Genomic DNA, 13,993 nt, shown 5'->3' with positions numbered 1-13,993 from the left:
AACTGATGCAACTGACACCTAAATTTTATAAAAATCGTGTTTGCCTGAATGTGTTGGCGGGTTCCAAAGAGAACGCCCGCGATATTTATGAAGCGGCCGAAGGCTATGTGCTGGTTGGGGTGTTATCGAAAGATTATCCCGATGTTTCTTCTGCCGTGGCGGATATGAAGGAATACTCAGCGCTGATTAATAATGCGCTTTCCGTGGGGCTGGGGGCAGGGGATCCCAACCAATCGCTGATGGTGTCGCAGATTTCAGCTGAGGTGCAGCCACAGCATGTGAATCAGGTATTTACCGGCGTGGGCACCAGCCGTGGAATGCTTGGGCAGAATGCATCGGTGGTGAATGGTTTAGTGTCGCCTACCGGAACGGTTGGGCAGGTGAAGATCTCGACCGGCCCGCTGAGCTGCCAAGGGCCTGATGCGATTGTGCCTGTCGAGTCTGCGATTGCGCTATTACAGGATATGGGCGGCAGCTCGGTGAAATACTTCCCAATGGGCGGGTTGAAATGCCGTGAAGAGTTTGAGTATGTGGCTAAAGCCTGTGCGAAACAGAATTTCTGGCTAGAGCCAACGGGCGGGATCGATCTGGATAACTTTGAAGCGATCCTGAAAATCGCGCTGGATGCTGGCGTAGAAAAAGTGATCCCGCATATCTACAGTTCGATCATTGATAAAGCCACGGGGAATACGCGTCCGGAAGATGTTGCGCGGTTGCTGGGGATGGTGAAGAAGCTGGTGGGGTAGTCTTTTTTGGGCTGGGAGAGATAGCTTCTCCCAGTCGCCCTTGTTGGTAGAAGGAAGAGCCGATCGCGCACCATTGAACGACTATGAATGATTCCCTCTTTTGAGCAGGGATAGGGTGAGGTAAATTTTAAGGTTGTTTTCAGCCATTCTCTTTTTTCTCGCCGCGAAGTAATTCCGAATTCTGCCCGTTAGATCACATTACTTGCCTGTCTGCATCTGCTAGTGAACGATATAATTCCAATGCAACCATTCACCGTATGATTTGATACATCAGTGTAAAGTTGGTCCATAAATTGCCTCTGCATATTTGGTTTTCTCTATGATTTTTTTGCGCAGGGTTGCGTCCATCAGTAAGTTAGCAGCGGTATTAGCATGATCTCATTTCCTTATCCTCGTTTAAATCAGGTGTTTGATGCGCTTCTTGAGGAAACGTTGCCTCAAGAGGAGCTAGCGCGGCGTTTTGCTGTCTCAACTCGAACCGTGCGAACCGACGTCACCGCGTTGAACGATATCCTGAGCCAATATGGTGCCGAGTTTGTGCATTTACGGGGCAGCGGCTACCGGTTAGATGTGCATGATGCCGACCGTTTTTCACTGCTACAGCAGCAAAGTCGAGCGACGCGAAGCGTACCGCGCTCGGCAAAAGATCGTGTCACTCATCTATTGCTACGTTTTTTGGCGCAGGGCGAGCCAATCAAACTCGATGACGTGGCGGATAGCTGGTTCGTCAGCCGAGCATCACTGCAAAGTGACATGACCGACGTGCGTGACATGGTGGGAAAGTACGGATTAACGATAGAAAGTAAGCCACACTATGGTATGAAGCTGTTTGGTCGTGAGAATGCGGTGCGCGCCTGTTTGGCAAACCTGCTGTTTCAGTATCCTGCGGGCGATCCGCTGTTTGGCGAGCTGCGAGGCAAAGTATTACCTGAAATTGATATTGCCCAACTGCGCGAACAACTACATCTCACCATGCAGCAGTATCACATCCGTTTAACGGATGAGGCTGAGCAGCAGCTACTGATTTATTGCGGCATTATTTTGCACCGTATTCGCACCGGTTTTCTGTTAGATGAACTGGATGTTAGCGACGTCGAACCGGTGTTTACTCAGGCCGCGCGTGATGTTGCTCTTTATCTGGAAGAGCGATTTGGCTGTGGTATTCCTGAAACCGAAGTAGCCTATCTGAGCGTGCAAATTGCTGCCCGCCGCATCACGGATGCCAGCAGCCTGCAAAATATCGACGGTGATGAAAACCATGCGCTGGTGAATCATATTCTTGGTTTTATCAACGAGCATTATAACTACGATTTACGCGGCGATGAGCAACTGAGCAGCGATTTACTGTCGCATATTGCGACGATGATGACTCGCGCTAAGTACCAGATAAATATCCCTAACCCTCTGCTTGAGCATATCAAACAGCATTATCCATTAGCGTATGATGTGACGCTGGCCGCGGTGTCGAGTTGGGGCAAAAATATGCCCTACACCATTACCGATAATGAAATTGGCTATCTGGTTTTGCACATCGGCGTGGGATTGGAGCGCCATTATGACATTGGCTACGAGCGTCATCCGCAGGCGCTGCTGGTCTGTGATTCCGGTATGTCTACGCTGCGCTTGCTGGAAACTAAGCTGAAACGTGAGTTTCCACAGCTGATCGTCAATCAGGTTGATTCGCTAAGAGAGTATGAAAAGCTCGATCACATCGAAGAAGACTTTGTTATCTCCATGGCGAAGGTGCCTGAGAAGAATAAACCGGTTGTCACCGTAGCGCCTTTCCCAACCAGTTTTCAGTTAGAGCAGTTAGCTAAGCTGGTCTTAGTCGATCGAACTAAGCCTTATATGTTGGAAAAATTTTTTGATGCGGCTCATTTCTGTGTCTTGCATGAGCCTGTTTCGCAGGCGGATTTATTTGCCCGAATTTGCCATCAAATCCAGCAGGAAGGATATATCGACGCAGATTTTCATCCTTCTCTGGTTGAGCGTGAAAGCATAGTGTCTACGATGCTAGGCGAGGGTATTGCGCTACCCCATTCCTTAGGATTACTGGCCAAGAAAACGGTGATTTATACCGTGCTTGCTCCGCAAGGCGTGCGTTGGGGCGAGAATGAAACGGCGCACGTGATTTTTCTGCTCGCCATTAGCAAGAAGGATTATGAAGAGGCGATGGCTATTTACGATTTATTCGTGACCTTTATGCGAGAGCGTGCCGTAGGGCGACTATTGGCGAGTACTGATTTTGAGCAGTTTAGGGATATTGCGATGGATTGTTTGAGCCGTAGTTAATTTGGGCCCGTACCTTGAATGAAAAAGCCAGTCACGGTAGTGGCTGGCTTTTAGAGAGTGCGTTGAGATTTCACTCAGTTTTAGAATGTCACTTTAATACCTACATTCGCCTGCCAAGAGTTAATCCCTTCATCATCATTGCTGAGCCGTTGTTGATATTGAACACCGGTATTGATTGCAAACATTGGGGTGATTTCATTGATAATGCCCACATCTACCGTGGCTGAGCTACCGACTTTCCCCATATCAAACGTTGAGGAGGCTCCATTAGTTCGGGTGCTGCCGATCCAGACATCAGGTGTATTGCTGAAGTCTTTGGTGAGGTAGCTGTTGGTATAGAAAACAAAATTACCTAACGGAGTATCACGAAGCTTGTAGTTATAGCGGACGCCCAACTGGCCTGTAGGGCGAGTGATAGTACCGTAGTGGACGTGTATATCATCCGCATCGGTAAAATCATCCACTTTCAACACTTGTATACCACCACCCAAAACTGGCGCTATTTCATGGTTACCTAACTCAAACGGGTAGCTCACTTCGGCATTACCGCTGTAAGAATAGGCCTTGATATCGGCAACGTGACCAGGACGGGTATCCGTGGTGACATGCCCGTCATATTTGGTGGCATCGGCTCCCACGTCGAGAGTTAAACCGCTCTGATGGCGAAGGGTTAGCAACGATGTCAGACCATAGGCGTTGTAGTGTGATTCGCTGTTCCCATCCTTCGCATCGGGGGTGATTTTCAGGGTTGAGTTAGCAAAGCCCACGTTCCACGTTAGGTATTGACGCTCGTCACCCAGCTGTAGCACCCGGCCACCTAACAACCAACCTTGCTCTTTTTGAGTGTAATCATAACCATAGTCGAGGAAGCCCATGGCAGTGTGATATTTATCCTCCCCGTTGATGTACTGCAACCAAACAGGATAACTATCAACCACTTTTCCACTTGAATCAGGTGATTGTGCAAGATTACGGAACATCTGATTGACCCTGCTGTTATAGCTTAATAGTGCTGAAGGCAGAGACAAATAAGATGGCACCTGCGGAACCACGGCAATGCGACGAGGTTTTGGCGGTGTGCCGCCGCCGTCATCCGGTGGAGGCGTTTTGCCGCCGTCGTCAGGGGGAGGGGTGCTGCCGCCGTCATCCGGTGGAGGCGTTTTGCCGCCGTCATCCGGTGGAGGCGTGCTGCCGCCGTCATCCGGTGGAGGCGTTTTGCCGCCGTCATCCGGTGGAGGCGTTTTGCCGCCGTCATCCGGTGGAGGTGTTTTGCCGCCGTCGTCAGGGGGAGGGGTGCTGCCGCCGTCATCCGGTGGAGGTGTTTTGCCGCCGTCATCCGGTGGAGGCGTTTTGCCGCCGTCGTCAGGTGGAGGTGTGCTACCGCCGTCGTCAGGTGGAGGTGTGCTACCGCCGTCATCCGGTGGAGGTGTGCTGCCACCGTCGTCCGGTGGAGGAGTGCTACCGCCGTCATCCGGTGGAGGCGTTTTGCCGCCGTCATCCGGTGGAGGTGTGCTGCCGCCGTCATCCGGTGGAGGTGTGCTACCGCCGTCGTCAGGTGGAGGTGTGCTACCGCCGTCATCCGGTGGAGGTGTGCTGCCACCGTCGTCAGGTGGAGGTGTGCTGCCACCGTCGTCCGGTGGAGGTGTGCTACCGCCGTCATCAGGTGGAGGTGTGCTACCGCCGTCATCAGGTGGAGGGGTGCTACCGCCGTCGTCAGGAGGAGGTGTGCTGCCGCCGTCATCAGGTGGAGGCGTGCTGCCGCCGTCGTCCGGTGGAGGGGTGCTGCCGCCGTCATCAGGTGGAGGCGTGCTGCCGCCATCGTCAGGTTGCGGTTCATCACCTTCGGAAAGGTAACGAGTTTCTAACCGATAATCCCAGTATTGATTGCCGCTACCGCTGATGAGTCGTTCGTCACCAGAGCTTTTACCCGGCGCAAAGGCGTAGAGTGAATATTGCCATGGACCATTGGCAACATAACCATCCGCCAATTGGAAGCTATCTTTGGTTGAGAGACCTCCAACTTGTACCAGTGAAACCCCTTCTGTTGGGCCCGCAATGCCACTGTTATTTGTGTCGGTGAGATAACCTTCACCAGAAAGATCGATATTGATAAAGGTGGTACCCGCCGAGGAATCAACGTCGCCATTAATCAAAAGGCGATCTGAGTCTGGTTGGGCTTCATCCATATGGCTCCGCAGATAAAGCTGTGTGCCTGCCCCAGTAGTGAAGTTATTTTGAACCGTCATTGACTGGGGAGTGAACGTGCTTTCAGTGAGTAAATTCGAGTCGGGGGCAGCGTATGGGCGCAGGGTAACGCCATCTTCCAGCGTTAAGCTTTGCACGCTTAAATTGCCTGCTAGTTCAGTTCCACTCATCATTTGAAGATTTGAAGCGAGGGAGCCGGTAAGATCTAATACACCGCCATAAATCGTGGTAAGACCCGTATAGGTGTTATCACCGATCCAGTGCAATGTTCCGCTGCCATATTTATCGACATTGCCGGTACCCGATACGTTTGATGCTAACCAAGAATCCGTGTTGCCATCGGTACTGGCGAGGTTGGTTTGGCTGGTATCAACGATAAGTGATGCTTCATCGCCAATCTCAAGATTGCCGGTGAAACGGGATTTTCCGGTCATGGCCATGGTGGCATGATCGGCAATCGAAACATCACCATACAGCGCTGCATGCTCATACAAATGCAGCTGTGAGCCATTTTCCACCTGAATATGGTTGGCGTGATAGGCCTCACTAATCCAGTCATCCGTAAATATTGTACCCCCTGCATGCGGTGTTGCCCGACCACTCATCGCAAATACGCCGCCATTGAGGGTTAGCTCATTAATGTCAGCCCCGCCGCCAAGAGTCCATTGCTGATCCCCCACCGGTGCGTAATTGACATTGAGTGAATTGGCCGTATCGGATGAACCGAAATGACCAATGAAGGCTTGAGCGTTGGTATTGTCGAGCGTCACCGTGGAAGGCGTATCTGCATTACCATTGATGATCCGAGCACCGGAATCGTTATGGTTAATGGTGCTGAAGCTCATATCGTAGCCGTTGAGATCGAGGATCCCGCCGCGAGAGCCGAATTGAATATTCTCGCCGCTGATTTGATCTTCACCCCCGAGTTTTACGGTCGCTCGGCCACTGACGAGCGTCACGGTAGAAAATGCTGACCGTTTGCCGTCTTGATCGGGCTGCTGCGCCAATACCACGGTGCCATCGCCGGCTCTAAGCCCGCCGCCGTTTACACCGGTGGCGTTAACGTATAGCGTACCTTCGCCAATTTTATGCAGTGTGTCACCGGCGAGCCCGTTAACTTCCCAATCGACGGTTTTATCCGCGTCCACTTCGATACCGCCGCCGACCCAAGTGGCATTTGCGCCTTCGGCCGAAATCACCCGATAGTCGCTCGAAAATTGCAGCTTCGCGGCGCCATGATTCACTGAGCTATCTAATACAATTAGACCTCCATCGCCGTTGAAGCGCAGATCTTTGGTCGTATCCAACTCGGCATAGGTGGCACTGGAGGGAAGGGCTTTATCGGCAATACCGTGCCATCCCCAACTGCTGTCACCTTGGGTTATGGCATCTTTAGTCCAGTGGATATCACCGTTGCTCGCGACGTCGGTTACATCGGGATCGGTGTTGCCAGCGATGATTTGGTTGATAAATGCCGTCTGCAGATCTAATACATAAGTTGTGGTATCGTAGGTGCCATAGGTTGCAATGCTAGTTGTGACACCATAAAGCTTCCATTTTTTCTCAAGACTGTCATAAACGAACAATGGGCTACCGCTATCACCGCCTTGACCTGCGGAGCTAAAAGGTTGAGCTCGGGTATCCGGTGGACCGTAATCGGTCCAGCGTAAGCGCCAGTTTTCAAACGTGGGATTAACAATTGTTCCGCCGCTTTTCCATTTGTAGGCACCGGCTATATATACCGGCTTATGCGTTGTGGGAGATACTTGATATTGAGATCCTGAGCCCACGCGTGCGAAATATTTATAGCGTACTTTATCGTGACGCGCATCGTCAGGTATAACCATGTCGGCGGGGGCAATATCGGTAACGACTTTATTTAACCGAGGGATATGGAAGTCTTTACCAGGAGCAGGATCCACATTACGGTTAATGATTTTATAACTGACGCTGTATTTGGCACCGTTACCAAACTTCACACCACCATACCCGGTATTATGTGCCACACTCACAATATAGGAGGGGGCAACAAGCGTAGCGACTGCGCTATCATCCGATGCGCCAAAATCAGGAATGGGAAAATCTAATATTCCGGCGGAGGTCCCGTCTGTTTTAAATACCTCAACATTTTCAGCGCCGGGTGTATATTTTCCTAAGTTTTCTGCAAAATCTCGATAGTCTTGAACCGATACATCTTCACGCATAATACCCGCATTAGCATTCGATATTATAATAGATGTCAGCAAGCTAAAAACTTTTGGTTTCCATTTCATAGGTTTTCCATTTTCCAAAAAAAAGGAATATTCCTATTCATTATCATTTTTTATTTATCATGAAATAAATATCATGTTAATTAATTCAAAGTTAATCTTTGTTTAATAATTATATTAATCAACGCTTTTTTATAATTGCGGGTAAAATATTTTTTGTTAGGGGCAGGGAGATAATGATGCTTTTATAACGAAAAAACCCCGAAAATCGGGGTTCTTAGTAATGAAAATCGAGAATCAACTAGTCTTCATCAAACCCAGCTTCAAACAGCGAAATCACGGCTTCTAACGCTTTATCTTCATCCGGCCCTTCGGCCTGAACCTCAATATGACCGCCTTGAGCGGAATCTAACATCAGAAGTGCGATAACGCTGCTGGCTTCGGCTTCAACGCCGCTTTCATTACGTAGCAATACTTCAGCATCAAAGCCTTGAACCAGTTCAAACAATTTCATCGCTGGGCGAGCATGCATGCCCAAGCGGTTTTTGATTTCCACGGTTTGCTTTACGGTCATTCAACGGTGCCTATTTACGTTTTTCTAGCGTACGGTGACGAGATTGCACGTTTTTCCCGCGTGAACGGAAATAGTCTGCAAGCTGTTCAGCCACATAAACAGAACGATGTTTGCCGCCGGTACAGCCGATGGCTACCGTGAGATAGCTGCGGTTGTTGGTTTCCAGCATTGGCAGCCATTGTTCCAAATAGCTGCGGGTCTGATAAATAAAGTTGTGCACCTCGGTATGACGATCTAAAAATGCAGCAACCGGTTTATCTAAACCTGTCATTGGGCGTAGTTTGGGATCCCAGTGCGGGTTTGGCAGAAAACGAACGTCGAAGACATAATCGGCATCAATCGGGATACCGTGCTTGAAGCCAAATGATTCAAACACCATCGTGAGCTCGCGTTCGCGTTTGCCAAGCAGGCGTGTACGCAACATTTCAGCCAGTTCATGTACCGACATTTCGGACGTATCGATAATAAGATCGGCGCGTGAGCGTAGTGGCTCCAGCAAATCACTCTCTTCATCAATGGCGCTTTCGAGCGACAGATTTTTAGTCGAGAGAGGGTGCAGACGACGGGTATCGCTGTATCGGCGGATTAGCGTATTACGATCGGCATCTAGAAACAGCAACTGTGGAGAGAAGCTGTCAGGCAGACTGTCCATCGCTGTTTCCAAAACTTCTGGAGATTCTGGCATGTTACGCACGTCAATACTGACGGCGGCGGAGGTTCCGCGATCGGCCAGAGAGCGAGCTAAATTCGGCAAGAGCTCAACGGGAAGATTGTCTACACAATAAAATCCCATGTCTTCAAGCGCACGTAACGCAACGGATTTCCCTGAACCGGAACGGCCGCTGACAATCATCAGCACCATGTCACAACTCCCCTTAATTTCGGACAGCCTTTTGACTGTCTGTGGAAATTTGACCTCCAAAAGGAGGTCTATCACTCATTGTTATATCCAATGTAACGTGACGCAGCACTTACTGCCACTGTTTTGACAGCGTGCTAACGCTTTATTCTGTAATGATTTTGTACAGCTCATCATCGCTTTGCGCGCTGCGTAATTGGCGGCATACACCTTTATCGGCCAATTTCTGCGCCATAATAGCGAGTGTTTGTAAGTGGGTTTTGCATTGGTCAGCGGGAACCAGCAAGGCAAACAATAGGTCGACGGGCTGATTATCGATAGCGTCAAAGCTTATCGGCTGTTCTAGATGAATGAAAACCGCAATGGCTCGCAGGGTGTCTTCCTCAAGCTTGCCGTGAGGAATCGCAATGCCGTTGCCAATGCCGGTGCTCCCCATACGCTCACGCGTTAGGATCGCATCAAAGACGATCTGTGGTGGCAGGTTCAGCTGTGCAGCTGCGAGTTCGCTGATGATTTCCAGAGCACGTTTCTTACTGGAACAGTGAACTGCATTGCGCGTGCACTCCGGACTCAGTACGGAGGTTAATGGCATAGTTAAATCGTTACTCATCTCATCTTCTTCATTTAAATCAGACCAAAGGGCTGATTTTTCATGCTCCCCATGATGGCTTATCGGCCCGTTTCATGGAGGAAACAGGCCGATGAAGTCAGCAGGCGTTTAAACAATTTAAACGCTAGTGTTGTTTCAATTTGTCTTTATGTTTATTGAGCTGGCGCGCCAGTTTATCAACCAGAGTATCAATCGCAGCATACATATCTAGCTGCTCCGAGGTAGCATGCAGCTCACCGCCGTTAATATGTACCGTTGCTTCCGCAATGTGCTGGATTTTCTCCACGCTCAGTACCACATAAACCTGATTTATTCGGTCAAAATATTGCTCTAGCTTGCCAAATTTAGTGGTGACGAATTCGCGCAAAGCCTCGGTAATTTCGACATGATGTCCGGTAATGTTGAGCTGCATAGTGTCTTCCTTCTCTGTTATGGTCAAACCAATTGTTTGCGTTGGTTTGACGGTGGGATGGACAAAGACTCTCGGTATTTAGCAACGGTACGTCTGGCAACCATAATACCCTGATCGGCAAGCAAGGTCGCTAGCTTGCTGTCGCTTAACGGTTTGGCAGGATTCTCCGCCGCAACGAGTTTCTTCACGAGAGCACGGATTGCCGTTGAGGAGGCTTCGCCGCCGTCTTCGGTGCTGACGTGACTCGAGAAGAAATATTTCAGTTCAAATATGCCTCGCGGGCTGTGCAGAAACTTCTGCGTTGTTACACGCGAGATGGTGGATTCATGCATTTCGACCTGCTGGGCGATATCGGCCAGCACCATCGGTTTCATGAACTCAGCGCCATTATCAAAAAATGCCTGCTGCTGTTCTACTATACAGCGTGACACTTTCAGTAGAGTTTCATTACGGCTTTCCAGGCTTTTAATCAGCCACTTCGCTTCCTGCAGGTTACTGCGGATGAACTGGGTATCGCTATCGCTTCGGGTTTGTGCGCCGAGCGAGACGTAGTGCTGATTAATTTTAAGGCGTGGAACGCTGTCCTGATTTAATTCAACTGCCCAGCGTCCTTGATGTTTGTGTACCAAAACGTCTGGGATAACGTAGTCGGATTCGCCGGTATTGATAGAAAGCCCTGGGCGCGGATCGAGCGTTTGGATCAGCTGCATCGCCGCTTTGAGGACATCTTCTTTTAGCTTAGTCGAACGCATCAGATTACGGAAATCGTGATTCGCTAAGAGATCTAAATGCTTATCAACAATGAGGCGTGCTTCGATAAGGAAAGGCGTTCCATCGGTAAACTGTGAGAGCTGAACCAGCAGGCAATCACGCAGATCGCGGGCGGCAACGCCGACGGGGTCGAAACGCTGTACGCGTTTAAGTACTGCTTCGACTTCATCCATCATGACGTGTTCATCGCCCATGCTCTCTAAAATATCGTCGAGAGAGGAGGTGAGGTAGCCGGTATCATCCACGGCATCCACGATGGCGGTGGCAATAGCCAGATCGGTATCACTAAATGGGGTGAGTTCAACTTGCCACATCAGATAGTCTTGCAGGGTCTGGGTGGTCTCACCCTGATAGATCGGTAGCTCGTCGTCGCTGTAGTCGGTTCCTGTACCTGATGGGGTGCCAGCCGTATAGATTTCGTCCCATGTGGCATCGAGAGGAAGTTCTTCCGGCATATCCGGCTGCTCTAGCTGTTCGCGGGTATCCAGCTCTTCGTTGACTTCTTCCGTTGAAGTTTCGATTTCATCGTGAGTGTCATCTTGTTCAAGCAGCGGGTTGCTTTCTAATGCTTGTTGAATCTCTTGCTGAAGCTCTAGCGTTGATAATTGCAACAGGCGAATTGCCTGCTGCAGCTGTGGAGTCATCGCTAACTGCTGACTCAGCCTGAGTTGCAAACCTTGCTTCATAATCGCGAGCTCATTTCCATTGGTGTAAGCAGAGTGCCTGCTAAACTAAAAAGAGTCCGGCCGCATGAAGACCACCGTGCGGTATACCCTGCACGAGATGGCACAGGGTAAATATGACGCAAGATAGCCGTCGTTACAGACGGAATTCTTCACCCAGATAGACGCGTTTAACCTGCTCATCGGCCAAGATTTCAGATGGCGTACCATGAGCAATTAGGTTGCCCTGGTTCACGATATAAGCACGTTCACAAACGTCTAGCGTTTCACGCACGTTATGGTCAGTAATCAATACGCCCAAACCGCGGTCGCGCAGGTGTTCGATAATTTTTTTAATATCAATAACAGAGATTGGGTCAACGCCCGCAAAAGGTTCATCTAACAGGATGAACTTAGGATTTGCGGCTAATGCACGTGCAATTTCAACGCGACGGCGTTCACCACCAGACAGCGATTGTCCGAGATTGTCACGCAGATGAGCGATGTGGAACTCTTCCATAAGCTCATCGGCACGATCGGCACGCTGCTCTTTGGTTAAATCTTCGCGAATCTCTAACACGGCCATAAGGTTGTTATACACACTCAGGCGGCGAAAGATAGAGGCTTCTTGCGGCAGGTAGCCGATCCCACGACGAGCACGTGCGTGCAACGGCAGCAGGCTGATGTCTTCATCGTCAATCTCAATGCGACCCGCATCACGTGGCACAATACCAACAACCATATAAAAGGTGGTAGTTTTACCCGCGCCGTTAGGCCCTAGCAGCCCTACGATTTCGCCTGAGTTAACGGTGAGGCTAACGTTTTCAACCACACGGCGGCCTTTGTAGGCCTTGGCCAGATTTTCAGCAATTAAAGTTGCCATAACGAATTAGTTACTCTTGGTCTGTGAGGACTGACTAAACGGAGATTTACCCTGCGGTGCGGCAGGCTTGCTCTGCGGTTGTGATTTAGCTGGCGCTGCCGCCGGAGCCGCTTTGCCGCCCTTATCCTGCAACTGGGATGGGATCAGTACCGTGGTTACGCGCTTGCCTTTATCGCTAAAGGCTTCCATCTGCTGCTGTTTGACCAGATAGGTGATTTTGTCGCCTTTGATGCTGCTATCAACCTGTTTCAGGAAAGCGTCGCCGGTCAGGATGACAAAGTCTTTATCCAGTTCATAACGCAGTTTCTGTCCATGACCGCTAACCGGTTTGCCGTTGTCTTGCATCTGATAGAAAGTGACGGGATTACCGTAACCTTCAACGACTTCTTTGCCTTGAGCACCGTTAGGACGGATCACCACAACTTTATCGGCGTTGATTTTGATAGTGCCTTGGGTCACGACCACATCACCGGTAAACGTCACGGTGTTGCCTTGCATATCCAAAGACTGCTGAGCCGAGTCAATATGAATCGGTTGCTCGGTATCCCCGGTCAGCGCCAGCACAGGGGCGCTGGCTGCGATCAATGAACCGGCAATGATAAGGCTAAGGATTTTGTTGTTTGTTTTGAATTTCATAATAGGTTTTTACCTTGTCAATCAGCCTTGCGGATTTTTCCCGCATGTTCCCGCGCATCTTCAGACCATGGGAGGTGAAGTTTGACCCATAAAGAGTGACTTCATCATCAGAGCTGACGTCCTGAGTCACTAGATTTACCTGCGCATTATCGGTGGTAATCCTTTCCAATTGCGAGGTCGTCGTCAAACTGTTTACTTCAACGTTGCCGTATAAATAAAGCATACGGTCATCGGTAAGTTTTGCTTTATCAGCGCGAATAGACCAGGTCGGTTGAATGTCCTGATCGTAAGTCGTTAGCACCGGATGGGTAAACCAACTGGTTTTATCCTCGGTGAAATGCTGAACATCTTCTGCTACCAGCTTATAGCTTAGTTTACCCGTCGGGTCATAGACCACGGTCAGGGTATGCTGGCTGCGGTAGGTCGGTTCCTGATTATTCGTAGGGGTCAGCACGGAATCGGAATCATTTTCGGTGAGATTCCATCCAATCAGCGCCAATGCAATGACCGTTAATAGCAGGATGACCCAGCGTTTGGTTTTACTCATATTGATAGCCCTTTGGCCTCATCCAGTTTGCCCTGTGACTGTAGGATAAGGTCGCATAACTCACGAACAGCACCGCGCCCGCCTGCAATACGGGTAACATATTGAGCGCGCTGCAATAAAATAGGGTGCGCGTCTGCTACAGCAACAGAAAGTCCTACTTTGGCCATGACTGGCCAGTCGATCAAATCATCACCAATATACGCAACCTGATTTGGCTGCAAATTCAGATCGGAGAGAATTTTTTCAAAGGCAATCAGTTTATCAGATTGCCCTTGATATAGGTGCTCAATTCCCAATGTAGCCGCGCGGTCGGCGACTAATTTGGATTGGCGACCGGTAATGATCGCCACATGAATGCCTTCGGTAATGAGACAGCGGATACCATAGCCATCGCGAACGTTAAACGCTTTTAGCTCTTCGCCATTGTTGCCCATGTAAATCAGACCATCAGATAGCACACCGTCTACGTCGCAGATAACGAGACGAATATCTGCTGCGCTGTCCATGATTTTACGGGCAACCGGGCCGTAACAGGTAGCGATATTCATACCTTGTTCACTCATTAATTTTTCACCTAAACGTTAAA

General features: G+C 49.8%; 12 protein-coding genes. 2 read left to right on the top strand and 10 right to left on the bottom strand.

Features of this window, described 5'->3' with window-relative positions; translation table 11 throughout:
* The first annotated feature begins 5 nt into the window (after positions 1 to 5).
* Complete coding sequence (locus tag CPY98_RS17485) at positions 6 to 746, top strand: KDGP aldolase family protein (RefSeq protein ID WP_046360451.1); 741 nt, start codon at positions 6 to 8, stop codon at positions 744 to 746.
* Positions 747 to 1,118: 372 nt separating this feature from the next.
* Positions 1,119 to 3,038, top strand: a complete 1,920-nt coding sequence (locus tag CPY98_RS17480; RefSeq protein WP_096388505.1) for a transcription antiterminator — start codon at positions 1,119 to 1,121, stop codon at positions 3,036 to 3,038.
* Between the two features lie 80 nt (positions 3,039 to 3,118).
* Here CPY98_RS17480 and CPY98_RS17475 read toward each other — a convergent pair whose 3' ends face one another.
* From CPY98_RS17475 to kdsC, 10 genes are all read right to left on the bottom strand, one after another.
* Positions 3,119 to 7,516, bottom strand: coding sequence for a S6 family peptidase (locus CPY98_RS17475; RefSeq protein ID WP_096388504.1), 4,398 nt, complete (start codon positions 7,514 to 7,516; stop codon positions 3,119 to 3,121).
* Positions 7,517 to 7,754: 238 nt separating this feature from the next.
* Positions 7,755 to 8,027, bottom strand: coding sequence for a PTS phosphocarrier protein NPr (npr, locus tag CPY98_RS17470; RefSeq protein ID WP_025801118.1), 273 nt, complete (start codon positions 8,025 to 8,027; stop codon positions 7,755 to 7,757).
* Positions 8,028 to 8,037: 10 nt separating this feature from the next.
* Positions 8,038 to 8,889 carry an RNase adapter RapZ gene (gene rapZ / locus CPY98_RS17465; RefSeq protein WP_025801119.1) on the bottom strand — a complete coding sequence of 284 codons (852 nt, stop codon included), beginning with the start codon at positions 8,887 to 8,889 and terminating at the stop codon, positions 8,038 to 8,040.
* A 142-nt stretch (positions 8,890 to 9,031) separates the two neighbouring features.
* Positions 9,032 to 9,496 (bottom strand): PTS IIA-like nitrogen regulatory protein PtsN, encoded by a 465-nt coding sequence (gene ptsN / locus CPY98_RS17460; RefSeq protein ID WP_025801120.1) that lies wholly within the window; start codon positions 9,494 to 9,496, stop codon positions 9,032 to 9,034.
* 124 nt (positions 9,497 to 9,620) lie between these two features.
* Positions 9,621 to 9,908: a ribosome hibernation promoting factor gene (gene hpf / locus CPY98_RS17455; protein WP_040047149.1), complete on the bottom strand. Its 288-nt coding sequence runs from the start codon at positions 9,906 to 9,908 to the stop codon at positions 9,621 to 9,623.
* 23 nt (positions 9,909 to 9,931) lie between these two features.
* Positions 9,932 to 11,365, bottom strand: coding sequence for an RNA polymerase factor sigma-54 (gene rpoN / locus CPY98_RS17450; RefSeq protein ID WP_025801122.1), 1,434 nt, complete (start codon positions 11,363 to 11,365; stop codon positions 9,932 to 9,934).
* A gap of 133 nt (positions 11,366 to 11,498) precedes the next feature.
* On the bottom strand, positions 11,499 to 12,224 hold the full coding sequence (gene lptB, locus CPY98_RS17445) for an LPS export ABC transporter ATP-binding protein (RefSeq protein ID WP_025801123.1): 726 nt from the start codon (positions 12,222 to 12,224) through the stop codon (positions 11,499 to 11,501).
* 6 nt (positions 12,225 to 12,230) lie between these two features.
* Positions 12,231 to 12,860: a lipopolysaccharide ABC transporter substrate-binding protein LptA gene (gene lptA / locus CPY98_RS17440; protein ID WP_025801124.1), complete on the bottom strand. Its 630-nt coding sequence runs from the start codon at positions 12,858 to 12,860 to the stop codon at positions 12,231 to 12,233.
* Positions 12,829 to 13,407: an LPS export ABC transporter periplasmic protein LptC gene (gene lptC / locus CPY98_RS17435; RefSeq protein WP_040047150.1), complete on the bottom strand. Its 579-nt coding sequence runs from the start codon at positions 13,405 to 13,407 to the stop codon at positions 12,829 to 12,831. The genes lptA and lptC overlap by 32 nt, the downstream gene beginning before the upstream one ends.
* Positions 13,404 to 13,970, bottom strand: a complete 567-nt coding sequence (gene kdsC / locus CPY98_RS17430) for a 3-deoxy-manno-octulosonate-8-phosphatase KdsC (protein WP_025801126.1) — start codon at positions 13,968 to 13,970, stop codon at positions 13,404 to 13,406. The genes lptC and kdsC overlap by 4 nt, the downstream gene beginning before the upstream one ends.
* Positions 13,971 to 13,993: the final 23 nt, after the last annotated feature.

Origin of the sequence: Hafnia sp. CBA7124, assembly GCF_002355555.1 — a bacterium.
Classification (GTDB): Bacteria; Pseudomonadota; Gammaproteobacteria; order Enterobacterales; family Enterobacteriaceae; genus Hafnia; species Hafnia alvei.
The sequence above is the reverse complement of the archived record's forward strand: the minus strand, read 5'-3'. Positions and strand labels throughout refer to the sequence as shown.